Origin of the sequence: Pseudomonas syringae group sp. 243L2 (assembly GCF_032587875.1) — a bacterium.
In the GTDB taxonomy this organism is placed as follows: Bacteria; Pseudomonadota; Gammaproteobacteria; order Pseudomonadales; family Pseudomonadaceae; genus Aquipseudomonas; species Aquipseudomonas amygdali.
In genome coordinates this window covers 385058-408962 of the sequence record NZ_JAWHPL010000040.1, presented here as the reverse complement: position 1 = coordinate 408962, position 23905 = coordinate 385058, and the positions used below count along the sequence as shown (strand labels likewise).

General features: G+C 59.6%; 17 protein-coding genes and 1 pseudogene. 14 read left to right on the top strand and 4 right to left on the bottom strand.

From position 1 onward, the window contains the following. The first annotated feature begins 128 nt into the window (after positions 1 to 128). From ubiE to RYB66_RS26755, 12 genes and pseudogenes are all read left to right on the top strand, one after another. Positions 129 to 899 (top strand): bifunctional demethylmenaquinone methyltransferase/2-methoxy-6-polyprenyl-1,4-benzoquinol methylase UbiE, encoded by a 771-nt coding sequence (gene ubiE / locus RYB66_RS24950; RefSeq protein ID WP_002551635.1) that lies wholly within the window; start codon positions 129 to 131, stop codon positions 897 to 899. After that, complete coding sequence (locus tag RYB66_RS24945; protein ID WP_004654219.1) at positions 899 to 1522, top strand: SCP2 domain-containing protein; 624 nt, start codon at positions 899 to 901, stop codon at positions 1520 to 1522. Before ubiE ends, RYB66_RS24945 begins: the two co-directional genes overlap by 1 nt. Further along, positions 1519 to 3138, top strand: coding sequence for a ubiquinone biosynthesis regulatory protein kinase UbiB (gene ubiB / locus RYB66_RS24940; protein ID WP_016982474.1), 1620 nt, complete (start codon positions 1519 to 1521; stop codon positions 3136 to 3138). Before RYB66_RS24945 ends, ubiB begins: the two co-directional genes overlap by 4 nt. A 67-nt stretch (positions 3139 to 3205) precedes the next feature. Next, entirely contained in the window at positions 3206 to 3598 is a 393-nt protein-coding gene (hisI, locus tag RYB66_RS24935) for a phosphoribosyl-AMP cyclohydrolase (protein ID WP_002551632.1), read from the top strand. A gap of 2 nt (positions 3599 to 3600) precedes the next feature. Continuing rightward, on the top strand, positions 3601 to 3933 hold the full coding sequence (locus RYB66_RS24930; protein WP_002551631.1) for a phosphoribosyl-ATP diphosphatase: 333 nt from the start codon (positions 3601 to 3603) through the stop codon (positions 3931 to 3933). A gap of 44 nt (positions 3934 to 3977) precedes the next feature. Further along, positions 3978 to 4253 (top strand): twin-arginine translocase TatA/TatE family subunit, encoded by a 276-nt coding sequence (locus RYB66_RS24925; protein WP_002551630.1) that lies wholly within the window; start codon positions 3978 to 3980, stop codon positions 4251 to 4253. A gap of 4 nt (positions 4254 to 4257) precedes the next feature. Beyond that, on the top strand, positions 4258 to 4719 hold the full coding sequence (gene tatB, locus RYB66_RS24920) for a Sec-independent protein translocase protein TatB (protein ID WP_316895741.1): 462 nt from the start codon (positions 4258 to 4260) through the stop codon (positions 4717 to 4719). Next, positions 4716 to 5516 carry a twin-arginine translocase subunit TatC gene (tatC, locus tag RYB66_RS24915; protein WP_316895740.1) on the top strand — a complete coding sequence of 267 codons (801 nt, stop codon included), beginning with the start codon at positions 4716 to 4718 and terminating at the stop codon, positions 5514 to 5516. Before tatB ends, tatC begins: the two co-directional genes overlap by 4 nt. Then, complete coding sequence (locus RYB66_RS24910; RefSeq protein ID WP_316895738.1) at positions 5513 to 6220, top strand: 16S rRNA (uracil(1498)-N(3))-methyltransferase; 708 nt, start codon at positions 5513 to 5515, stop codon at positions 6218 to 6220. The genes tatC and RYB66_RS24910 overlap by 4 nt, the downstream gene beginning before the upstream one ends. A 171-nt stretch (positions 6221 to 6391) precedes the next feature. Then, positions 6392 to 8227: a methyl-accepting chemotaxis protein gene (locus tag RYB66_RS24905; RefSeq protein WP_010194628.1), complete on the top strand. Its 1836-nt coding sequence runs from the start codon at positions 6392 to 6394 to the stop codon at positions 8225 to 8227. A gap of 118 nt (positions 8228 to 8345) precedes the next feature. Next, positions 8346 to 9515: pseudogene (locus tag RYB66_RS26760) on the top strand (methyl-accepting chemotaxis protein); the annotation flags it as partial. Further along, on the top strand, positions 9498 to 10373 hold the full coding sequence (locus tag RYB66_RS26755; RefSeq protein ID WP_371912912.1) for a methyl-accepting chemotaxis protein: 876 nt from the start codon (positions 9498 to 9500) through the stop codon (positions 10371 to 10373). The pseudogene RYB66_RS26760 and the gene RYB66_RS26755, both read left to right, overlap by 18 nt. 1493 nt (positions 10374 to 11866) lie before the next feature. On the opposite strand, the gene mdoH is transcribed toward RYB66_RS26755, so the two are convergent. From mdoH to pip, 4 genes are all read right to left on the bottom strand, one after another. Next, positions 11867 to 14449, bottom strand: a complete 2583-nt coding sequence (gene mdoH / locus RYB66_RS24895) for a glucans biosynthesis glucosyltransferase MdoH (RefSeq protein ID WP_057404668.1) — start codon at positions 14447 to 14449, stop codon at positions 11867 to 11869. Continuing rightward, positions 14442 to 16370 (bottom strand): glucan biosynthesis protein G, encoded by a 1929-nt coding sequence (locus RYB66_RS24890; protein ID WP_029241064.1) that lies wholly within the window; start codon positions 16368 to 16370, stop codon positions 14442 to 14444. Before RYB66_RS24890 ends, mdoH begins: the two co-directional genes overlap by 8 nt. A gap of 265 nt (positions 16371 to 16635) precedes the next feature. Then, a complete protein-coding gene (gene dtd / locus RYB66_RS24885) occupies positions 16636 to 17073 on the bottom strand; it encodes a D-aminoacyl-tRNA deacylase (protein WP_004654194.1) in 438 nt (145 codons plus the stop codon). Between the two features lie 39 nt (positions 17074 to 17112). Further along, complete coding sequence (gene pip / locus RYB66_RS24880) at positions 17113 to 18084, bottom strand: prolyl aminopeptidase (protein ID WP_005778642.1); 972 nt, start codon at positions 18082 to 18084, stop codon at positions 17113 to 17115. 280 nt (positions 18085 to 18364) lie between these two features. Between pip and RYB66_RS24875 the strand changes: the two genes are divergently transcribed. Together RYB66_RS24875 and RYB66_RS24870 are read left to right on the top strand one after the other, a co-directional pair. Next, positions 18365 to 20815, top strand: a complete 2451-nt coding sequence (locus RYB66_RS24875) for a glycogen/starch/alpha-glucan phosphorylase (protein WP_002551620.1) — start codon at positions 18365 to 18367, stop codon at positions 20813 to 20815. 277 nt (positions 20816 to 21092) lie between these two features. Next, positions 21093 to 23897: a DUF2339 domain-containing protein gene (locus tag RYB66_RS24870; protein WP_316895735.1), complete on the top strand. Its 2805-nt coding sequence runs from the start codon at positions 21093 to 21095 to the stop codon at positions 23895 to 23897. The last annotated feature ends 8 nt before the right edge of the window (positions 23898 to 23905 follow it).

Here is a 23905-nt window from a genome sequence, read left to right as displayed (position 1 = left end):
GATCAGATGAAATGCGGCGCAACTATATACAGCCGTCTGCATCCAAGAAAGCGTTGCCGGTGAGCCTTGTCAAGACAAAGCCGGCCCTGGCGATTAGAATGACCCGCACTCTATTCCGGTGAAGCGATATGAACGATCAGCGCAAAGGCAGCGATGCCGAACCTACGACTCACTTCGGTTACAAAAATGTACCGGAAAGCCAGAAGGCAGAAAAAGTCGCTGAGGTTTTCCATTCGGTTGCAGCCAAATACGACCTGATGAACGACCTGCTGTCCGGTGGCATGCATCGTCTGTGGAAGCGTTTTGCAATCGAGCTTTCAGGCGTTCGTACCGGCAACCGCGTGCTCGACATTGCCGGCGGCACGGGCGACCTGACCCGTAAGTTCTCGAACCTGGTCGGCCCGACCGGGCAAGTGGTTCTGGCTGACATCAACGCCTCCATGCTCAAGGTCGGCCGTGACCGCCTGCTGGACCTTGGCGTGTCGGGCAACGTCGAGTTCGTCCAGGCCGACGCCGAGAAGCTGCCGTTCCCGGACAACCATTTCGACTGCGTGACCATCGCCTTCGGCCTGCGCAACGTGACGCACAAGGAAGACGCTCTGCGTTCCATGCTGCGCGTGCTCAAGCCCGGTGGACGCCTGCTGGTGCTGGAGTTTTCCAAGCCGACCAACAAGCTCATGTCCAAGGCCTATGACGCCTATTCGTTCGCGTTCATGCCGTTGATGGGCAAACTGGTCACCAATGACTCGGAAAGCTACCGCTATCTGGCCGAATCGATCCGCATGCACCCCAACCAGGAAACCCTCAAGTCGATGATGGTCGAAGCCGGTTTTGACCGTGTGACCTACCACAACATGACGGCGGGCGTCGTGGCTTTGCATCGCGGTATCAAACCCTGATGTTGCTTCGGGGGCTGCTCGCCAGTATCGAGCACGGCATCAATCGCGTGTTGCGCCTGGACAGCACCGCGCTACCGCGTATGGCGCGCCTGTCCGGGCATGTCATTGCCGTGGACTGTCGCGATCCGTCTCTGAAAATCTTCATCCTGCCCAGTGACGAAGGCCTGCTGCTGGCAGCAGACTGGGCTGCCGACGCCGACTGCACCTTGCGTGCGCCAGCCTCCAGCCTGCTGCGTCTGGCCCTGAGCAAGGACAAGACCGCTGTGCTGCATGGCCCCGACGTCGAGCTGGACGGTGACAGTGGCGTACTGCTGGAACTGGTCGGCATTCTTCAGGACCTGGAACTGGACTGGGAACACGAACTGTCCAACTGGGTCGGCCCGGTGGCCAGTCAGCTGTTCAGCAGCCGACTGCGCAACAGTGGACGCTGGACACGTGAAAGTTTCACCAGCCTCAGCCAGAACGTTGCCGACTACCTCAGCGAAGAATCGCGTACGCTGGTGGGTAAGCACGAAGCTGAAGCACGATTCGCCGAACTCGATCAGATCAAACTCGATCTGGACCGTCTTGAGGCGCGCTTTGCCCGCCTCGCCCACTCCCTCAATACCAGCGATAACGCATGAAGCTGCTTGCCGTCCGCCGTTTGTTTCGCATTCAACGTGTCGTTATCCGCTATCGCCTTGATGACCTGTTGTTCGCCCTGCCCCTGCCCTGGTGGATGCTCGCGGTGCGTTTCGTGCTGCCCTGGCGCTGGCTGCCACGGCGCAAATCCGAGCTGAGCCGTGGTGTACGCTTTCGTCTGGCATTGCAGGACCTGGGGCCGATTTTCATCAAGTTCGGGCAACTGCTGTCTACCCGGCGCGACTTGCTGCCCGAAGACATCGCCGACGAACTGATGCTGCTGCAGGACCGCGTGCCGCCGTTCGACCAGCAGGTGGCCATCAATCTCATCGAAGAACAACTGGGCGCACGTATCTGCGACGTCTTCAGTCGCTTTGACGAAACCCCGCTGGCATCTGCTTCGGTCGCCCAGGTGCATGCCGCCTGTTTGAAGACCGGCGAAGAAGTCGTGGTGAAAGTGGTACGCCCAGGCCTCAAGCCGGTTATTGGCCAGGACCTCGCGTGGCTGTTCATCCTTGCCCGCATGGCCGAGCGCGTGTCAGCCGATGCACGCCTGCTGCACCCGGTGCAGGTGGTGATGGATTACGAAAAAACCATCTACGACGAGCTGGACCTGCTGCGTGAAGCCGCCAACTCCAGCCAGTTGCGTCGCAACTTCGAAGGCTCGGACCTGCTCTACGTGCCACAAGTCTACTGGGACTGGTGCCGCCCCAAAGTGCTGGTCATGGAGCGTATCTACGGCCTGCAGGTCACCGATATGGCCGGGCTGGCCGACCAGCGTACCGACATGAAACTGCTGGCCGAGCGCGGCGTGGAAATCTTCTTCACCCAGATATTTCGCGACAGTTTCTTCCACGCCGACATGCACCCCGGCAATATTTTCGTCAGCACGGTCAACCCGTGGAGCCCGAAATACATTGCCATCGACTGCGGCATCGTCGGCAGCCTGACGCCGGAAGATCAGGATTATCTGGCCCGTAACCTGTTTGCCTTCTTCAAGCGTGATTATCGTCGGGTTGCGCAGCTGCACATTGATTCGGGCTGGGTGCCGGCAGAAACCAAGCTCAATGAATTCGAAGCTGCAATCCGCACGGTCTGCGAGCCGATTTTCGAGAAGCCGCTCAAGGATATTTCCTTTGGTCAGGTGCTGATGCGCCTGTTTCAAACCGCGCGCCGCTTCAATATGGAAGTCCAGCCGCAATTGGTTCTGCTGCAAAAGACCCTGCTCAATATCGAGGGGCTGGGTCGTCAGTTGTACCCTGATCTGGACCTGTGGAGCACCGCGCAGCCTTATCTGGAGCGCTGGATGCGTGAACGGGTCAGCCCGAAAACCCTGCTTGGCAATCTGCAGTCACAGGTCGAGCAACTGCCGCATATCGCGGGCATGACCCGCGATTTGCTGGAGCGCATGTCTCGCCCGCACGCTTCGGATCCGCCCCGTCCCTGGCACGAACGCAAGGACGAGCCGGTCCTGCGGCTTATCGGTGCAGCGTTGCTGGTAGGTGGCGCGATACAGGGCTGGGTGATGAGCGAGGCAGCTACGCAGCTGCTGACGCTCACCGCCTGGCCAGCGGCGATCATGCTGATTGCCGGGCTGTATCTGATCGTTCGCCGATAGCCAGCAGCGTATGGCGCTGGCACACTGTTCAATCCGCCGGGCATGAAAGCCGGCTGCCGGAGTAGATATGAAAGACTGGCTGGACGAGATTCACTGGAACAGCGACGGTCTGGTGCCTGCAATCGCTCAGGATCACAAGACCGGTCGAGTATTGATGATGGCCTGGATGAACCGCGAAGCCCTGAGCCTGACGGCGTCGGAGAATCGTGCCATCTATTGGTCGCGTTCGCGTGGCAAACTCTGGCGTAAAGGTGAAGAATCAGGTCACGTGCAAAAGCTGCACGAACTGCGCCTGGACTGTGATGCCGATGTCATTATCCTGATGGTCGAGCAGATCGGCGGTATCGCGTGCCACACCGGCCGCGAAAGTTGCTTTTACCGAGTGTACGAAAACTCAGGCTGGAAGACCGTCGACCCGGTTTTGAAAGATCCTGACGCTATTTACTCAGCAGGCCACTGAACATGACTGATACGTTGTCCCGTCTGGCCGAGGTGCTGGAATCACGCAAGGACGCCGCTGCCGACAGTTCCTACGTCGCCAGCCTGTATCACAAGGGCCTGAACAAGATTCTGGAAAAGCTCGGTGAAGAATCGATCGAGACCATCATCGCTGCCAAGGACGCTGCAGTCAGCGGAGATTGCAGCGACGTGATCTATGAAACCGCTGACCTGTGGTTTCATAGCATGGTGATGCTCGCAGCGCTGGGTCAGCACCCACAAGCCGTGCTCGATGAACTGGACCGCCGATTCGGCCTGTCCGGCCACGCGGAAAAAGCCGCTCGCACGGCAGAATAACGCTCACCCCTTTCAAGCTTGAAATCTTTTACGAGGACTGTTTCATGGGTATTTTTGACTGGAAACACTGGATCGTCATCCTGATCGTCGTGGTACTGGTTTTCGGGACCAAGAAACTCAAGGGTCTGGGCAGCGACGTCGGCGAATCGATCAAGGGCTTTCGCAAGGCGATGAATGACGATGACAAGCCAGCAGAACAGCCTGCACCTCAGCCACAGCAGGCACAGGCTGCCCCTCAGGGTTCGCCATTGAATCAGCCGCATACCATCGACGCGCAGGCGCACAAAGTCGACGAGCCGATCCGCAAAGACCAGGTTTAAGCCCATGTTCGGTATCAGCTTCTCTGAACTGCTGCTTGTCGGCCTGGTTGCCTTGCTGGTACTGGGCCCAGAGCGCCTGCCGGGTGCGGCACGCACCGCAGGCTTATGGATCGGCCGGTTGAAGCGCAGCTTCAATGCGATCAAACAGGAAGTTGAACGTGAAATCGGGGCCGACGAAATTCGTCGGCAGCTGCACAACGAGCACATTATTTCGCTGGAAGACGAAGCGCGCAAAATGTTCGCGCAGAATCAGCACCCCGAGACCACTTACGAGCCGGTTAGCCCGCAGCCGGCCTCGGTGCAGGCCGACGCCGCCAATACCGGTCACAACACGCTCGGCCCGGCGGAACCTGCGGCACCGAAACCCGCACTGTCGCTGGAGAAAACCGCGAAGCCTGTCGATGTCGGCACACCGGTCCCGACGCCTCCCGCCCACGATTCGTCATTGCCACCGCGAGCACCATGAGCGCTGATATCCCGGAAAACGATCAGCAAATGCCGCTGATCTCGCACCTCACCGAGCTGCGTACACGTCTGTTGCGTTGTGTCGCGGCAGTGTTCCTGATTTTTGCCGGTCTGTTTTACTTCACCCAGAAGATCTACACGCTGGTTTCGGCCCCGCTGCGCGTCTACCTGCCTGAAGGCGCGACGATGATCGCCACCGACGTGGCCTCGCCGTTCATCACGCCGTTCAAGCTGACCATGATGGTCGCGCTGTTTCTGTCCATGCCGGTCATCCTGCACCAGATCTGGGGCTTTATCGCGCCGGGCCTGTACAAGCACGAGAAGCGCGTTGCAGTGCCATTGCTGGTGTCGAGCATCATCCTGTTCTACGCAGGCATGGCCTTCGCGTACTTTTTGGTCTTCCCGCTGATTTTCCACTTCTTCGCCAGCGTTACACCGGAAGGCGTGTCGATGATGACCGACATCGCCAGTTATCTGGACTTTGTGATGACGCTGTTCTTCGCCTTCGGCGTGGCCTTCGAAATCCCGGTGGCCGTGGTGTTGCTGGTGTGGATCGGCATCGTCGACGTCAAATACCTGAAGAAGATCCGCCCTTACGTGATCATCGGCTGCTTCGTGGTCGGCATGATCCTGACGCCGCCGGACATCTTCTCGCAGACGCTGCTGGCGGTGCCAATGTGGCTGCTCTTCGAGCTGGGCGTACTGTGCAGCACGATGATCAAGAAGCGTGGCGAACATCCGGACGATCAGGCCGAGGACGCTGACAAGCAGGATCAGCCGCCCGCGACCACACCGTGAACCTGCTGTTGCTTGAGGAAGCCGATTTCATTGCGGCTGACCGGGTGGTCCTGCGTGACCGCCGCTTGAAGCACATGCAGGAGGTGCATCGTGCAGAGATCGGCGACAGTCTGCGCGTCGGCCGCATTAATGGCCTGCTGGGCAGCGCCGAACTGCTGCGCCTTGAACCTCATGAAGCAGAGCTGCGTGTTTCGCTGGATAGCGCCCCGCCGGAAAAACTGCCCATCACCCTGTTGCTGGCACTGCCACGCCCCAAGATGCTCCGCCGGGTGTTCCAGACCATCGCGACCATGGGGGTGCCGAAAGTCATCCTGCTGAACAGCTACCGGGTAGAAAAAAGCTTCTGGCAGACGCCATTTCTGGAGCCCGAGGCCATTCGCGAGCAATTGATTCTGGGGCTGGAGCAAGCGCGCGATTCTGTGCTGCCGGAAGTCATCATCGAAAAGCGCTTCAAGCCGTTCGTTGAAGACCGTTTGCCGCACATGGCTGCAGGCACCCTGGGCCTGGTCGGCCACCCCGGTGACTTGCCTGCCTGCCCGCGCGCGGTTACCCAGCCTGTCACGCTGGCTATCGGCCCCGAAGGCGGCTGGATCCCTTATGAAGTCGACTTGTTGCGACAATCCGGCTTGCAGCCCGTGCAACTTGGCGAGCGCATTCTGCGCGTCGAAACCGCTGTAACTGCCCTTCTCGCTCGTCTGTTCTAGACTCTGTTACATCAACCAGGCCGCTTCAGTTAGTTGATGCGCTGCCGATGTAAGTGCATTCATAAAAGAACAGACAGCTAAGGAGTGGTCATGTCTCGTGGGTTATCTCAACGTCTCGCCAATGCGAGTGTCAGCCTGAAATTGGGAATAGGCTTTGGTCTGGTCATGCTAATGACCCTGATGATCTCGGCCACAGGCTGGTTCAGCAACCAGGCACTGATCGATCGTGGAGATCGTGTCACAGCGATTGCAAAAATCAACGAGCTGACGCTCCAGCTACGCATCGACCGCACCCGTTACGAAGACCTGTTCAACGCAGAAAGCGCGGCCGAAGTCAGAAAGACCCTGGATCAACTTGATGCCGCACTGGTGCACGCGCGAAATCTGCTGCGCTCGCCCGAAAACATCCAGTCACTCGACGGTCAGATTCAGTCCGCTCGCGAATACCGCCAGTCTTTCGCTGACATGACCAAAGCTATCGATGCTCGCGAGATCAGCCGCAGCCAGATGGGCGACAATGCTGACAAGGCGGTGGATCAGGCAAACAAGGTTGAAGCCGAGCTGCTCAAGGCAGACAACATCCTCGCCTTTAACGGCATCGTCGGCGTCAGCAAGCTGATTCAGCAGGCGCGCTTCCAGGTTCGCGGTTACACCTACAGCGGCCGTCCGGATTTCGAAAAGAACGCCAACCAGGCCATTGATGAAGCCATTACCGGGATCAATACCCTGGCCGGTGACATTTCCTCCGAGTACCTGCCGTTGCTGCAGCAGGCCGTTGTCGGGCTCAACGGCTACCGCGCTGCAGTAGGCCAGTATCGGGACACGCAAGCCGCCAGCAAGGCCGCGCTGGAGAAAATGACGGCACTGGGCACCAAGATGCTGACCACCAGCGATGACATGATCGCCAGGCAGAACAAAAGCCGCGACGCAGACAGCGAAAAATCTGTTTTTATGATCGCGGTGGCCACCGCTCTGGCCTTGGTGATCAGCATTCTGGCAGCCTGGGTAATCACTCGTCAGATTACAACGCCCCTCCAGGAAACCCTTGAAGTGGTGGAGCGGGTTGCTTCCGGCGACCTGAGTCGCAACCTGCGGGTCGACCGCAAGGACGAGTTGGGCAAGCTGCAAAGCACGATCCAGCGCATGACCGTCAGCCTGCGCGAGCTGGTGGGCGGAATTCGCGATGGCGTGACCCAGATCGCCAGCGCAGCGGAAGAACTCTCGGCAGTGACCGAACAGACCAGTGCCGGGGTCAACAGCCAGAAGGTCGAGACCGATCAGGTCGCCACCGCCATGCATGAAATGACTGCGACCGTTCAGGAAGTCGCGCGCAACGCCGAAGAAGCCTCTGAAGCAGCCGTCGCCGCCGACCAGCAGGCCCGTGATGGTGAGCGAGTGGTCAACGAAGCCATTGCGCAAATCGAGCGCCTGGCTTCTGCAGTGGGCAATTCCAGCGAAGCCATGGGCGCTCTGAAACAGGAAAGCGACAAGATCGGCAGCGTGCTGGACGTCATCAAGTCGGTCGCGGAACAGACCAACCTGCTGGCGCTGAACGCCGCCATCGAGGCCGCCCGCGCCGGTGAAGCGGGTCGGGGCTTTGCCGTGGTCGCCGATGAAGTGCGCAGCCTGGCGCAGCGCACGCAAAAGTCTACCGAAGAGATCGAAGCGCTGATCGCCCGTCTGCAAAGCGGCACACAGCAGGCCGCAACCGTCATGGACAGCAGCCGGGAACTGAGCACCAGTAGCGTTGAGCTGACACGTCGGGCCGGTGGCTCATTGGAAAACATCACCAAAACCGTCTCGGCTATCCAGGCAATGAACCAGCAGATTGCAGCGGCCGCCGAGGAACAGAGCGCGACCGCCGAAGAGATCAACCGCAGCATCATCAATGTCCGCGATGTGTCCGAACAGACGTCTGCGGCCAGCGAAGAGACCGCGGCGTCCAGTGTCGAACTGGCAAGACTTGGCAACCATCTTCAATTGCTGGTGAGTCGCTTTACTGTCTGACCTGGCAGCATCCAGCCCGCGCCAGCACTGAGCGCGGGCTTCTTCTCCCGTAAAAACGTGACACCGTTCACCCCTCCTTCGTGCTCGGAAATATCCTACGACCTTCTCAGGTCACGCAATGAATCACCACGCCGATGCGCTCACAACGCATGTTCTGACTCGCCCGGAACATGCTTTTGTTCGCTCATTGCAGGAGATTCCTATGTTCCGACTGATCAATCACGCGCTCGGCAACATGAACGTCAGATTCAAACTGTCACTGGGTTTTGGCCTGGTGCTGTTATTGACGCTGATCATCACACTGACCGGCTGGCATGGCCTATACACCATGATCGACCGCTCCGAGTCGCTCTCGGACATTGCCCAGCTCAACAGCCTCACCAAAGACCTGCGTGCCGAACGCATCACCGATCGCGTGGAAAAAACGCCAGAAAGCACGGCATTGGTGACAGACAAGCTCAACGAAATGAAAGCCCAGCTCACAACGCTGCACCGACAGAGCCTGGAGACGGAAACCATTACGCTGCTCAACGGACAGTTTGAGACGGTAAGCAGACTCGAGAAAACCTTCGCCGACGTCCGGGCCAACCGTCAGACTCGTAACCAGGTACGCACGCGCCTGGAGCAGACGTCAGAGCAAGCCTTGCAGGCCATCGCACTGGTTGAGAGCGAGGTACTCAAGAGCGTAAGCCAGGAACAGGACAGCACTGAGCGGATGGAGGAATTCACCAACATTTCCCAGCTCAGGCAGCAGGTACAGATCGCTCGCTATCAGGTACAGGCCTACACCTTCACCACTCGCGATGCCGATGAAGCCGCAGCCATTGTCGCCATCGACGAAGCGCTCAAGGAAATCGGGCAGATCGGGCAGGACGAGGACAGTGAAAGCCTTCAGGGCCTGGGAGCCGCCACTACAGCCCTGCAAGGCTACCGGGAAAGGCTCAACGAGTTCAAACAGATACAAACCAAAGCCGAGGCGGACCAGGAACTTATGAGAAGTCTCGGCGACCAGTTGCTGGACTCCGTCGCCGCGTTGAACCGTCTGCAAACCGCTCAGCGCGACAGTGAAGCAGTCAATTCCAGCACCACCCTGAGCAGTGTTGCGGGCCTGGCGCTGCTGGTCGGGTTGCTGGCCGCCTGGGTCATGACCCGGCAGATCACCGTACCTTTACAGCAGACCCTGCTTGTCGCAGCACGCATCGCTAAGGGTGATCTGAGTCGGGACATGTCAGTGACGCGTCGTGACGAAATGGGTCAGTTACAAGGCAGTATGCAGACCATGACGGTCAGCCTGCGCGAGCTGGTCGGCGGTATCAGCGAGGGCGTATCGCAGATCGCCAGCGCGGCAGAGCAGTTGTCAGCGGTGACCAAGCAGACCTGCATCGGGGTCACCAGTCAGAAAGACGAGACCGACCAGGTGGCCACGGCCATGAATGAAATGGCCGCGACGGTGCAGGAAGTCGCGCGTAATGCTCAGGAGGCTTCCCAGGCCGCGGCTCAGGCGGATCAACAGGCCCGCAGCGGTGACGAGGTTGTCGGGCGGGCTATCAGTCAGATCGAGCAACTGGCTCGCGAGGTAGTGAACTCTACGCAGTCGATGAGCGAACTCAAGCTGGAAAGCAACAAGATCGTCGGCGTTCTCGACGTAATCAAGTCGGTTTCGCAGCAAACCAACCTGCTGGCCCTGAATGCGGCCATTGAGGCAGCTCGCGCTGGTGAAGCCGGACGCGGCTTCGCGGTGGTCGCCGATGAGGTACGCGGCCTGGCGCAACGCACGCAAAAGTCCACAGAAGAGATCGAGGAATTGATCGCCGCACTGCAAACCGGCACTCAGCAGGTCGCAACCACGCTGGACAACAGCCGCACCCTGACAGACAACACCGTTGAACTGAGCCGCCGCGCGGGAAGCGCGCTGGAGCAGATCACCCGTACGGTGGCGACCATCCAGCACATGAACGAACAGATCGCCACCGCCAGCGAAGAACAAAGCGTCGTTGCCGAACAGATCAACCGTAACGTCATCAGCGTACGCGACATCTCCGAACAGACCGCCGCCGCCAGCGAGCAAACCGCAGCCTCCAGCGTCGAACTCGCCAGACTGGGAACTCACTTGCAGACACTGGTGGGGAAATTCAGGGTGAGTTGAACCACCATTGCACCAGCAGGCGGCCCGGCTAACACTATCGTGCCCATGCTCCGCGTGGGCATGCCCGTCTGGACGCTCCGCGTCCTCTGACGACGCAGAGCGTCATGAACTGCATTCCCACGCTGGAGCGTGAGGAACGAGCGTCGTCAGGGGTAACACCATCGTGCCCATGCTCCGCGTGGGCATGCCGGTCCGGACGCTCCGCGTCCTCTGACGACGCAGAGCGTCATGAACTGCATTCCCACGCTGGAGCGTCAGGAACGAGCGTCGTCAGGGATAACACTATCGTGCCCATGCTCCGCGTGGGCATACCGGTCCGGACGCTCCGCGTCCTCTTGCGACGCAGAGCGTCATGAACTGCATTCCCACGCTGGAGCGTGAGGAACGAGCGTCGTCAGGGATAACACTATCGTGCCCATGCTCCGCGTGGGCATGCCGGTCTGGACGCTCCGCGTCCTCTGACGACGCAGAGCGTCATGAACTGCATTCCCACGCTGGAGCGTCAGGAACGAGCGTCGTCAGGGATAACACTATCGTGCCCATGCTCCGCGTGGGCATACCGGTCCGGACGCTCCGCGTCCTCTTGCGACGCAGAGCGTCATGAACTGCATTCCCACGCTGGAGCGTCAGGAACGAGCGTCGTCAGGGATAACACTATCGTGCCCATGCTCCGCGTGGGCATACCGGTCCGGACGCTCCGCGCCCTCTGACGACGCAGAGCGTCGTGAACTGCATTCCCACGCTGGAGCGTGAGGAACGAGCGTCGTCAGGGATAACACTATCGTGCCCATGCTCCGCGTGGGCATGCCGGTCTGGACGCTCCGCGTCCTCTTGCGACGCAGAGCGTCGTGAACTGCATTCCCACGCTGGAGCGTGAGGAACGAGTGTCGTCAGGGATAACACTATCGTGCCCATGCTCCGCGTGGACATGCCGGTCTGGACGCTCCGCGTCCTCCGACGACGCAGAGCGTCATGAACTGCATTCCCACGCTGGAGCGTGAGGAACGAGCGTCGTCAGGGATAAGACTATCGTGCCCATGCTCCGCGTGGGCATACCGGTCCGGACGCTCCGCGTCCTCTTGCGACGCAGAGCGTCGTGAACTGCATTCCCACGCTGGAGCGTGAGGAACGAGTGTCGTCAGGGATAACACTATCGTGCCCATGCTCCGCGTGGACATGCCGGTCTGGACGCTCCGCGTCCTCTTGCGACGCAGAGCGTCGTGAACTGCATTCCCCACGCGGGAGAAGAACGAGCGTCGTCAGGGATAACACTATCGTGCCCATGCTCCGCGTGGGCATGCCGGTCTGGACTCTCCGCGTCCTCTGACGACGCAGAGCGTCATGAACTGCATTCCCACGCTGGAGCGTGAGGAACGAGCGGTGTTCTGGAGAACCCGTCTTGACCATGTCCTCTGTATTTATGTGCCACAAAGCCCAATAAAAAAGCCCCCGACGCGCTAAGCGGCAGGGGCTTTTTTCGTAGCCGGGCGGTTTTAGACCGGGACCGGCTCCGACGCTTTACCTACAGGCTGCAAAGGCAGCAAGGGCGCATGTGGATCAGCTTCGATGGAAGCTCTCCAGGCGGCCAGCCACTCTTCGTGACCTTCGCTCCAGACGCGCTCATGCAGGCGTCCAAGGGCGACCGGGTCGCTCAGCAGCATCAGACGTTCCTGATTGCCGAGTTTGGCCGGACCTACCTTCAGAGCCTGATCAACACGCTCCATACGCACCACTTCGATCGGCTGTGCCTGACGGTGACGCGAGGTTGCCAGGGCGCAGGCCAGAGCATTCTGGCGAGGATCCACCACAGCCCGAATGAAGCCTTGTTTCAGCGCATGCCAGCGGTTCTCGTAGGTGTACTGATCCGTCGAGATCAACTCTTGCGGCGGTTCGAACTCTTCAGGAATCAGGAAGAACTTCTCGTCACGCGCCTTGACGCCCAGATTGGTACGGCTGGAAATCACCGACACAGGAATCGACAGCATCAACGAGACCACAATCGGCGCAAGCCACCACAGGAAGCTCGGGTTCAACCAGAACACCAGCAAGGCCCAGCATGCGCCCAGCAGTGTCTGTGGACCATGACGCTTAACGGCTTCGATCCACGGCGTGGAGTCGTCGTCGCGTTGCGGAGAGTTCCAGGTCGCGGCCCAGCCCAGGAAAGCGGCCAGTACGAAGCGGGTGTGGAACAGCATGCGCACCGGTGCCAGCAGCACCGAAAAGAGCATTTCCAGCAGCATCGAAACGGTGACCTTGAACTTGCCACCGAAGCCTTTCGCGCCCTTGGCCCAGATCAGAATGACGCTGAGCAGTTTAGGCAGGAACAGCAGGACGATGGTCGTCGAGAACAACGCAACAGCTTTTTCCGGGTGCCATTGTGGCCACAGCGGATACAGCTGACGCGGTTCAAGGAAGTAAGTCGGCTCCATCAGTGTGTTCACCGCCAGCAAGGCCGTGGACAGCACGAGGAAGAAGAACCACAACGGTGCAGACAGATACGACATCACGCCCGTCAGGAACACCGCGCGGTGAACCGGGTGCATGCCCTTGACCAGGAACAGCCTGAAGTTCATCAGGTTGCCGTGGCACCAGCGACGGTCACGCTTGAGTTCGTCCAGCAGGTTGGGCGGCAATTCTTCATAACTGCCCGGCAGGTCGTAAGCAATCCACACCCCCCAGCCGGCACGGCGCATCAGCGCAGCTTCGACGAAGTCGTGAGACAGGATCGCACCGGCAAAGGCACCTTTACCCGGCAGCGGCGCCAGGGCGCAATGCTCGATAAACGGCTTCATGCGGATGATCGCATTGTGACCCCAATAGTGGGATTCACCCAACTGCCAGAAGTGCAGACCGGCGGTGAACAGCGGACCATAGACCCGGGTAGCGAACTGCTGCATGCGTGCATACAGCGTGTCCATACCCGACGCACGTGGCGCGGTCTGGATGATACCAGCGTCCGGCGTGGCTTCCATCAGGCGAACCAGACTGGTCAGACACTCTCCGCTCATGACGCTATCGGCATCGAGCACGACCATGTAGCGGTATTCACCACCCCAACGACGGCAGAAGTCGTCCAGGTTGCCGCTTTTGCGTTTTACGCGACGACGACGACGGCGATAGAAGATCTTGCCGAAACCTTTGGTCTCGCGGCATACGTCCAGCCAAGCCTGTTGCTCGGCAACGGCAATGTCGGTCTCGTTGGTGTCGCTGAGTACGAAGAAATCGAAACGATCCAGATCACCCGTAGCCGCGACCGACTCGAACGTAGCGCGCAGGCCGGCGAAAACCCGTGGCACGTCTTCGTTGCAGATCGGCATGACCAGCGCAGTACGTGCGCCCTTTTCGATCGGCTCGTTGCCAGCACTGGCCCCCGAGATACGGTATTTGTCGCGACCGGTGAGCAGCTCAAGGAAGCCCATCAGTGCGGTCCAGAAACCGGCCGACACCCAGCAGAAGAGAATCCCGAACAGCAACAGAATGCTGGTCTGCAAGGCATAAGGCATGACCTGCAAAGCAGTCTGCACAAAGGTCTGACGGGTGATTTCGTCGAGCGAAACCAGCGACCAGCCCTGATACGGCAGAATGCCCTTCATGTACCAGCCAGCCACGATCGTCTGGCCCAGCATGAGGATCAGCAGGATGTAGCGACGGATCGAACCGACGGTGCGCCAGCGCGCCTTCGGCAGATCCCGCGGCAGATCATCATGCGCGGGCTTGGGCGGGTTGGTCTTGCCGGTCAGGCGACGCCAGCCGCGTACCAGAATGTTGGTGCGCCATGGCTCTGGCACGACCTTGGTCCGGCGAATGGGCGGTGTGGCCTTGAGGCACAGGCGACCGCTGGCATCGACGCCGAGCATCTCGGCGTCCTCCAGCTGGTCTGCGGTGGTCAGCGTAAGGCGGCGACCCACCGAAGCCTGAGCGGCCTCGGCAGGGTCATTGACCGGCTGCGCAGAAAGACGCTCATGCAACTCGGCGAAGGTCTTGCAGCCGGCAAGTTCTGCCCGCTGCTCGTCGCTCATCGGTAAATGCGCCAGGTACTCGTTCAGAGACACTGGCACCGGTAGAGAATTACTCATCGCTCGGCAACTGATAGCTCCAGGTCTCGGTCATGACTTGCAACGTCTTGGCCGGTTCCGGATGGGTGGGTGCTGCCTCGGTTTCAGGCTGCTGAATCTCTTTACCGTCCTTGTCCTTGGCTACGTCAGCCTTGGCTGCGTCGGCTTTGGCTGCATCGGCTTTGGCAACTTCGCCTTTACCTTTCGCAGCGTCGGCCTTGCCAGCTTCAGGCTTGGCGGTCTCGGGTTTGGCGGCTTCAGGCTTCGGCGCGTCGGCCTTGGCGATTTCTACCTGGTCGTTGGCAGATTCCTTGGCAACTGCCGGCTTGGCAGCTTCCTTGGCAGCAGCCTTCTTCTCTTCAGCCTTGTCCGCAACGAGTAGCGCAGGCTCCTTGCCCGGTTCGGCAGGGATCTCACGCAGCAGGTAAGCACGCATTTCGGTTGGCTTGCCGGAATCCTTGACCTTCACACGCAGGGTCAGGCGGTAGCCTTTGGTGACCGGGTTATAGCGCAGGTTGTTTTCCACCAGTTCGACGTTGTCGTCAGTGGTCACCTGGCTGCGAATGGTCTTGTCTTCCGGCAATGCGGCCAGTACCGGGCCCACGAAATCGACCAGGAAGGCAAGGCTGCCATCCGGCTGACGGATCAGGTTGGACTGACGCACATCACCGATGGAGCGTTGGGTCTGCTTGACCCAGCCCAGATCCGGCGAGTGGATCGAGTTTTCCTGCATGGTCCAGTGCAGACGGTAATCGAATGCCATTTCCTTGCCCGGCTCTGCGAGAGTCTCAGGCTTCCAGTAGGCCACGATGTTGTCGTTGGTCTCGTCGGCAGTCGGAATTTCGACCAGCTCGACGGTGCCCTTGCCCCAGTCGCCCTTCGGCTCGATCCAGGCGCTTGGACGTTTGTCATAGCGGTCATCCAAGTCTTCGTACTGGCTGAAGTCACGGCCACGTTGCAGCAGACCGAAACCACGCGGGTTTTCGACCGAGAAGCTGCTGATCGACAGATGTTTAGGGTTGTTCAGCGGACGCCACAACCACTCACCGTTGGCAGCCTGAATCGACAGACCGCTGGAGTCGTGCAGCTCGCGACGGTAGTTAGGTACACGCGAAGGCTGGTTGGCACCGAACAGGAACATGCTGGTCAATGGGGCAACACCGAGCTTGTTGACCTTGTCACGCAGGAACATGCGCGATTTGACGTCAACCAGAGTGTTGGTGCCCGGACGCAGGGTCAACTGATAAGCACCGGTAGCGCGCGGCGAGTCGAGCAGCGCGAAGATCACCAGATGGTTGTCATCCGGGCCCGGCTTCTCGATCCAGAATTCCTTGAAGCGCGGGAACTCCTCACCAGACGGCGATGCAGTGTCGATTGCCATGCCGCGTGCGGACAGGCCGTAGACCTGACCCTTGCCGATCACGCGGAAGTAGCTCGCGCCCAGCATGGTCATGATTTCGTCCTGCTTGTCATCCTTGTTGATCGGATACAGGACACGGAAACCGGCATAACCCAGTTTCTCGGTGGATTTGGGGTCGATTTTCAGATCGCCGAAATCGAAACGACTGGAGTCGTACTTGATTTCGTCGACGCTGGTGGCGGTCACTTCGTTGATCTTGACCGGCGTGTCGAAGTGCATGCCCTGGTGGTAGAAAGACACTTTGAACGGAGTCTTCTCGCCCGCCCATTCGGCCTTGTCATCGCGGAAGCGAATCTTCTGATAGTCGGCAAACTTCATATCGCGAAGCTCGTTCGGCAGATTGCTCCTTGGAGCCTCGAACTTCTGCCCGGCCAGTTCTTTGGCTTTTGCCGTTACATCATCAAGATTGAACGCCCACAGCTGACCTGCACTGAACAGGCATACAAGGGCCGAGCTTGCCAGAAGTGCACTACGCAACCGCTTGACAGGTGTCTTTGGAGCATCACAGGGACTAACAATCACGAGCAACCCTCGCCGAAAAACAGATGAAAAAACCAACGGCCAGCTATCAATGCCGGGTTGGCGAGCATTGTTCCGACTCCGAATGGGCTTAATGATTCCCCAACCCGGTGTCAGAACCGCTTTTGTCATACCAAATGGACCAACAGTGTCGATCCCCGTAACGCGCGATTATCCAGCAGCGCGCGCCACAACGCATCAGGTATGACAAAGAAATTTATTTCCCGTGCGACCGGAAAATTCAGGGGAGAAACGATGAAATCGTAGCTTATGTATCGAACAAAAATGTCACTGGGCCATCATTTATCAAATGCACTTGCATGTCCGCACCAAATTGGCCCGCAGCCACAGCGGTATGCGCGATTCTGGCCTGACTCAATAGATAGTCGAACAGCTCGGCGCCCAGCGCTGGAGCAGCGGCTTTCGAGAACCCCGCACGCAACCCGCTTTTGGTATCCGCGGCCAGCGTGAACTGCGAAACCAGCAGCAACCCACCGCCTACCTCGCGCAAGGATAAATTCATCTTGCCGTCGGCATCGCTGAACACTCGATAATTAAGCAGCTTGTGCAGCAACTTATCGGCACTGGCGCGGGTGTCTTGAGGCTCTATGCCCACCAGCACCAATATGCCCTGATCGATAGCACCGACAACTTCGCCGCCCACCTCCACGCGTGCGTTTCGCACGCGCTGCAACAAACCTTTCATAAATGCCTTTCCAGACTCAAAACCAATACCAGACTACTGTCATGCTTCTTCGGGCGGGAGGTCGAGCAGGTTGCGCGCAACTTCTGCAGCGGCACGCACCAGCGCATCGGCGATACCGGATTCCGATGCCGAGTGGCCAGCCTCGCGAATGACCTGCAGTTCGCTGCCGGGCCAGTTCTGATGCAACTCCCAGGCATTATCCAGCGGGCAGATGACGTCATAACGACCGTGGACGATGATCGCCGGCAGGTGCGCGATCTTTGGCATGTCGCGAATCAACTGGTTTTCCTCAAGGAACGCCTTGTTCATGAAGTAATGGCATTCGATGCGCGCAATGGACAGCGCACGGTGCGGTTCGGCGAAGCGATCGACCACTTGCGGGTTGGGGCGCAAGGTTGCACAACGCCCTTCCCAGGTCGACCAGGCTTTGGCAGCGTGCATCTGGGCGATCTGGTCCGGCCCGGTGAGGCGCTTGTGGAAGGCAGCCAGTAGGTTGTCGCGCTCATCCAGCGGGATCGGTGCTACATAATCCTGCCAGTAATCCGGGAACAGACGGCTGGCACCCGCTTGATAGAACCAGTCGATTTCCTGCTGACGGGCCAGGAATATGCCTCGCAAAATCAGCGCGTGCACACGGTCGGGATGGGTCTGCGCGTAAGCCAGGGCCAGAGTCGAGCCCCATGAGCCGCCGAACAGCACCCATTTGTCGATTCCGAGGTGCTCGCGAATCCGCTCAAGGTCCTCCACCAGTTTCCAGGTGGTATTGTTCTCAAGACTGGCATGCGGTGTGGAACGACCGCAGCCACGCTGATCGAACGTTACGATACGGTACAGGTTAGGATCGAAATAGCAGCGACTGTGCGCATCGCATCCGGAACCAGGGCCGCCATGAATGAATACCACTGGCAACCCTTCTGGCGAGCCACTTTCATCGACGTAAAGCACATGCGGTTGTTCCACGGCCAGATCGTGCCGGGCGTAGGGTTTGATCTGCGGGTACAAAGTCTGCATAAGTGCTCCATAAGTCCAGTTCAGAGGCTTCTATTATTCTGCCGTTGGGCATCATAAACCCGAAACGAAGAATCAGCATGCTGCACGTCATTGATCGGGATGGAACGATCGATGCAAGCGTTTTGCCAATTTGGTCAGCGCGCGAACCAGAGCCGTTGCCTTGGGTCGAAGCGAGGGCGCTGCCTTCAATTATTTCTACTATTTTCAGGAAATAACTGACGACACGCCTACAGTCTAAGAATCCCGTTTTCCATTCGTCAGACTACTTGAGGTTGTACCGATGTCTCAGGAACCACTTGTTCGTGACGCTGATGTGGCTGCTTTCCGCGCCGCTGTGCTCGCCAAACTCACCTATTCGGTGGGCAAGGACCCCGACCATGCGTTTGAGCATGACTGGTTTGAAGCTGTTGCCCTTGCCGCCCGCGACCACATGGTCGAACACTGGATGGACCACACGCGGCAGATTTATCGCAAGGTCCAGAAGCGCGTTTACTACCTGTCTCTGGAATTCCTCATTGGCCGACTGCTCTACGACAGCCTGAGCAACCTCGGCCTGCTGGAAGTGGCTCGCGAAGCATTGACCGAGCTGGGTGTGGATATCGAACGTATCCGCTTGCTTGAACCGGATGCAGCGCTGGGCAACGGCGGCCTGGGTCGTCTGGCAGCGTGCTTCATGGAAAGCATGTCGACCCTGGGCATTGCCGGGCACGGTTATGGGATTCGTTACGAGCACGGGCTGTTTCGTCAGGGCATCGTCGACGGCTGGCAGCAGGAACAGACCGAAAACTGGCTGGACTTCGGCAACCCGTGGGAATTCGAGCGTCCTGAGGTGGTTTACTCCATCGGTTTCAGTGGCAGCGTCGACACTGTGGTGACCGAAGCGGGCGACTCGCGTCAGGTCTGGCGTCCGGGCGAAACCGTTCGGGCCATTGCTTACGACACCCCTGTGGTCGGCTGGCGCGGGAAAAGCGTCAACACTCTGCGCTTGTGGCGCGCCCGTGCAGTGGAAGACCTGCATCTGGAACGTTTCAACGCGGGCGACCACTTTGGCGCCGTCGCCGAAGTAGTGCGCGCCGAAAGTATTTCCCGCGTGCTGTACCCGAACGATGCAACCGAAGCGGGCCAGGAACTGCGCCTGCGCCAGGAATACTTCTTTGTTTCCGCATCGCTGCAGGATTTGCTGCGCCGCCATCTGAACCAGCACGCCACGCTGACCGATCTGCCAGACCATGCAGCGATTCAGATGAACGACACGCACCCGTCCATTGCGGTGGCCGAGCTGATGCGTCAGTTGATCGACAACCACAACATCCCGTGGGACACCGCTTGGAAAATCACCGTCGGCACCCTTGGCTACACCAACCATACGCTGCTGCCGGAAGCGCTGGAGACCTGGTCGGTCGGCCTGATGGAGCGGATGCTGCCGCGCCACATGCAGATCATCTACCTGATCAACGCACAACACATCGACACACTGCGCGCCAAAGGCGTCGACGACGTCAACGTGCTGCGTGCGGTATCGCTGATCGAAGAAGACAATGGTCGTCGGGTACGCATGGGCAACCTGGCGTTCCTCGGCTCGCACAGCGTCAACGGCGTTTCGGCGCTGCATACCCAACTGATGCGCAAGACCGTGTTTGCCGAGCTGCACAAGATCTATCCGGAGCGGATCAACAACAAGACCAACGGCATCACCTTCCGCCGCTGGCTGTTCCAGGCCAACCCGAAGCTGACCGAAATGCTCGTCGAAGCGCTGGGTGAGGACGTTCTGGATAATGCCGAGACTCGCCTCAAAGAGCTTGAGCCGTTCGCCGATAAGTCTTCGTTCCGCAAGCAGATGGCCGACCAACGCCTGCACAGCAAGCGCGCACTGGCAGCGATCATTCATGAACGCTTGGGTATTGCCGTCAATCCTGCAGCGATGTTCGACGTCCAGGTCAAACGGATTCACGAATACAAACGCCAGTTGCTGAACCTGTTCCACACCGTAGCGCTGTATCAGGCAATTCGTGCCGAGCCAGGCACAGACTGGGTTCCGCGGGTGAAGATCTTCGCTGGCAAGGCGGCGGCCAGTTATCACTCGGCCAAGCTGATTATCAAGCTGACCAACGATATCGCGCGGACCGTGAACAACGACCCGACGGTGCGTGGCCTGCTGAAAGTGGTGTTCATGCCCAACTACAACGTCAGTCTGGCGGAGAGCATCATCCCGGCAGCCGACCTGTCCGAGCAGATTTCCACGGCAGGCCTGGAAGCTTCAGGGACCAGTAACATGAAGTTCGGCCTCAACGGCGCGCTGACCATCGGCACGCTGGACGGTGCCAACGTGGAAATGAGCGAGCAGGTCGGGCTGGAGCACATGTTCATCTTCGGCATGTCCTCGCAACAGGTCGAAGCCCGCAAGCGCGCAGGCGAATTCAACGCACATGGAGACGTGGCGGCATCGGGGCGTTTGAACGATGTACTGCAAGCGATTCGTGGCGGCGTGTTCTCGCCGGATGATCCGAACCGTTACGTGGGACTGATCGATCAGCTGCTGGATTATGACCGCTTCCTGGTCTGTGCCGACTTCGATTCGTACTGGGCAGCACAGGCCAAAGTCGAGGAACGCTGGCACGATTCCAAGGAATGGTGGCGCTCGGCAGTGCTCAACACCGCACGCATGGGCTGGTTCTCTTCGGACCGGACTATTCGCGAGTACGCCGGCGACATCTGGAAGGCGCTGGACTGACTCGGAGCTGCTCGCGCACTCACTGGGCTCTCGTTACCACGCTCCGGCGTGGTAACGCAGTTCTGGACGCTCCGCATCCGATCTTGAATGCGCGGTGCGGCGCAGATCTGTGACGCGGAGCGTCACCCAAGGCATTCCCACGCTGGAGCGTTAGGAACGATAGGTGTCTGCGCTATTGAACGTACCCTCGCACTGCATAAAACATTACAAACGATGTCCGCCCGCCCCTATATACTGCGCTCGATGAACCTTCACACATCGAAAAGGATGTCGTCGCGTGCTTTGGATTTGTCTGGTGGTGGGCGGTGCAGCGCTGGGCTACGCGCTGAGCTATGACGAGTGGGCAGGTGCGCTGATCGGCGCAGTCATGGGCTGGGCCGTCTGGGCAGGCATTCGCATGCGCCTGCTTGGCAGGCAATCTGCCGACCAACTGCAACAACTGCTCGCAACCCGCCAATCCCTCGACGCCGTTCAACAGCGCCTGAACGCGCTCGAGCGTCAGTCCGCACCCGGCGTGCCACCTGCGCAGGACGCCGCACCGCTCCCAGTGGATGCGGTCATTATCGAGACACCCACTGAAGGCCCAGAGCTGATCTGGGACTTGCCGGACGAAGAGCCGCAGGTAGCAAAGCCTGTCGAACCCGCTCCCGATATCCACCAGCCTTCAAAGGCCGCTCAGCCCAATCTGCTGGACAGCGCCATCAATCGCGCAAAAGACTGGCTGCTGGGCGGCAATACGGTACTGCGCGTGGGCGTAGTGGTGCTGTTTCTCGGGCTGGCCTTTCTGTTGCGCTACGCCACCGAAGGCATGGTCGTACCAATTGAAGCGCGCTACGCCGGTGTTGCAGCCAGTGCGCTGGCACTGCTCGGTCTGGGTTGGTGGCTGCGTTTGCGCAACGGTCCTTACGCGCTGATGTTGCAAGGCGCAGGCGTAGGCGTGCTGTACCTGACCGTCTTTGCGGCGATGAAATTGCACACCCTGCTCGATCCGGCAGCGGGCTTTGTGCTGCTGGTAGCAATCACCGCTTTCTCGGCCATTCTGGCGCTGACACAGAATGCTCTGGCCCTGGCCTGCGCGGGTGCGCTGGGTGGATTCGCAGCACCACTGCTTGCTTCGACCGGGCAAGGCAGCCACATCTCGCTGTTCAGTTACTTTGCCCTGCTCAACGCGGGCATCATTGCCATCGCCTGGTTCAAGGCCTGGCGCATTCTCAACCTGATCGGCTTCTTCGGCACGTTCGGCATCGGTTTCGCCTGGGGCATACGGGCTTACACCCCAGAGCTGTTCTGGAGCACGGAGCCCTTTCTGATTCTGTTCTTTGTGATGTACCTGGCCATCGGTCTGCTGTATGCGCGTCGCAAGCTGCTGGAACTCACTGACGCGCCACCGGAGGCCAGTCGCGAAGCCCTGCTGCGCTGGTCGGCACGTCAGGGTGATTACGTCGACGGCACACTGCTGTTTGGCACGCCGATCGTCGGGTTCGGCCTGCAATACGCGCTGGTCGAACACCTTGAGTTCGGTGCCGCGTTCAGCGCGCTCGCGCTGGGCCTGATCTACATGGGGCTCGCACGCTGGCTGGCGGCACGTTCGAACGGCCGAACCGTTTTGTTGATGGAAACCTGCCTGGCGCTGGGCGTGGTGTTTGCCACCCTGGCCATCCCGTTGGGCCTCGGTTCGCAATGGACGACCTGCGCGTGGGCCGTGGAAGGCGCAGCGGTTTTCTGGCTGGGCCTGCGCCAGCACCGCAAGCTGGCACAGATTTTCGGCCTGGTGTTGCAGGTGTGTGCCAGCGCAATGCTGATCAGTGATTCAGACAACTCCAGCTGGGCTGGCGACTACTGGACACCGATGATTCTGGCCATCGCGGCCCTGATCAGCGCCTGGAGCGTGTTCCGTTTCAACACCCTGATGATCATCGATCAGAAAATCGCCAGAACGGTACTGACGATATGGGGCGCGATCTGGTGGGCGGCTTCATTGATCAGCGTCGTGCAACTGTACGCACCGAACAGCGTGCAGACGCCACTGCTGTTGACCGCGGCTGCGCTCAGCGTAGCTATCTGGGCAGTGCTGGCCCTGCGTCTGCACTGGCCAGACCTCGCCGTATTGTGCAGCGTACTCACCCCAGTCAGCGCCCTTCTGTTACTGGGCTCGCTGAGTGAGCATTACCACCCGGCCGCGAACTGGGGCTGGCTGGCCTGGGCAGCCGTGTTCGCCGTGCATCTGCTGACCCTGCACTATCTGGCAGACACGCTGCCGATCCTCGCACAACGTATCGCTCACACCACAGGCTGCCTGTTGATCATCGCCGTACTGGCGCTGGAATTGCGTTTCGGCCTGTTGCAGCTGTCCGAGTCCTACAACGCCTGGCGCTGGCTGGGCTGGGCGATTCTGCCCAGCCTGTTCCTGCTGGCGATGAGCTCAGAGCGTCAGTGGCCATGGCCGGTGAAGGCTTGCCCCGAGGCCTACCATGTCGGGGCCGCGGCACCACTGGCGACATTGATGCTGGCGTGGTTCTGGCTGGCGAACACGTTCAGCGACGGTGCGGCGGAACCGCTGCCCTATATCCCGCTGCTCAACCCGCTGGAAATCGGCCTGCTGCTGGCTCTGGCCGGGGTATGCCTGTGGATACGCAAGTACCTCACACGCCCTCGCAATGCTGCCTTGCTGGTGGCAGGCGCTTCACTGTTTGCACTCGTCACGGCAATGGTCATGCGCACGGCGCATCATTGGGCTGATGTGCCATGGAACACCGGGGCGCTGCTCGACTCGATGCGCGTCCAGGCCGGGTTATCGATAGTCTGGACGCTGATGGCACTGGCCCTGATGATCGGCGGTCATATGCGCAGCAACCGCGAGCTCTGGCTGGGCGGCGCAGCATTGATCGGCGTGGTGGTGATCAAGCTGTTCTTCGTCGAGCTGAGCAACCGTGGCGGCATGGAGCGAATCGTCTCGTTCATCGGTGTTGGCATTCTGCTACTGGTGGTGGGATATTTCGCACCATTGCCGCCGAAACACTCTGCCAGAGAGGTCGGCGAAGAACCCGGCCCAGGCCCGACCGCTGCGCCGGATAAGCTATGAGGAAAACG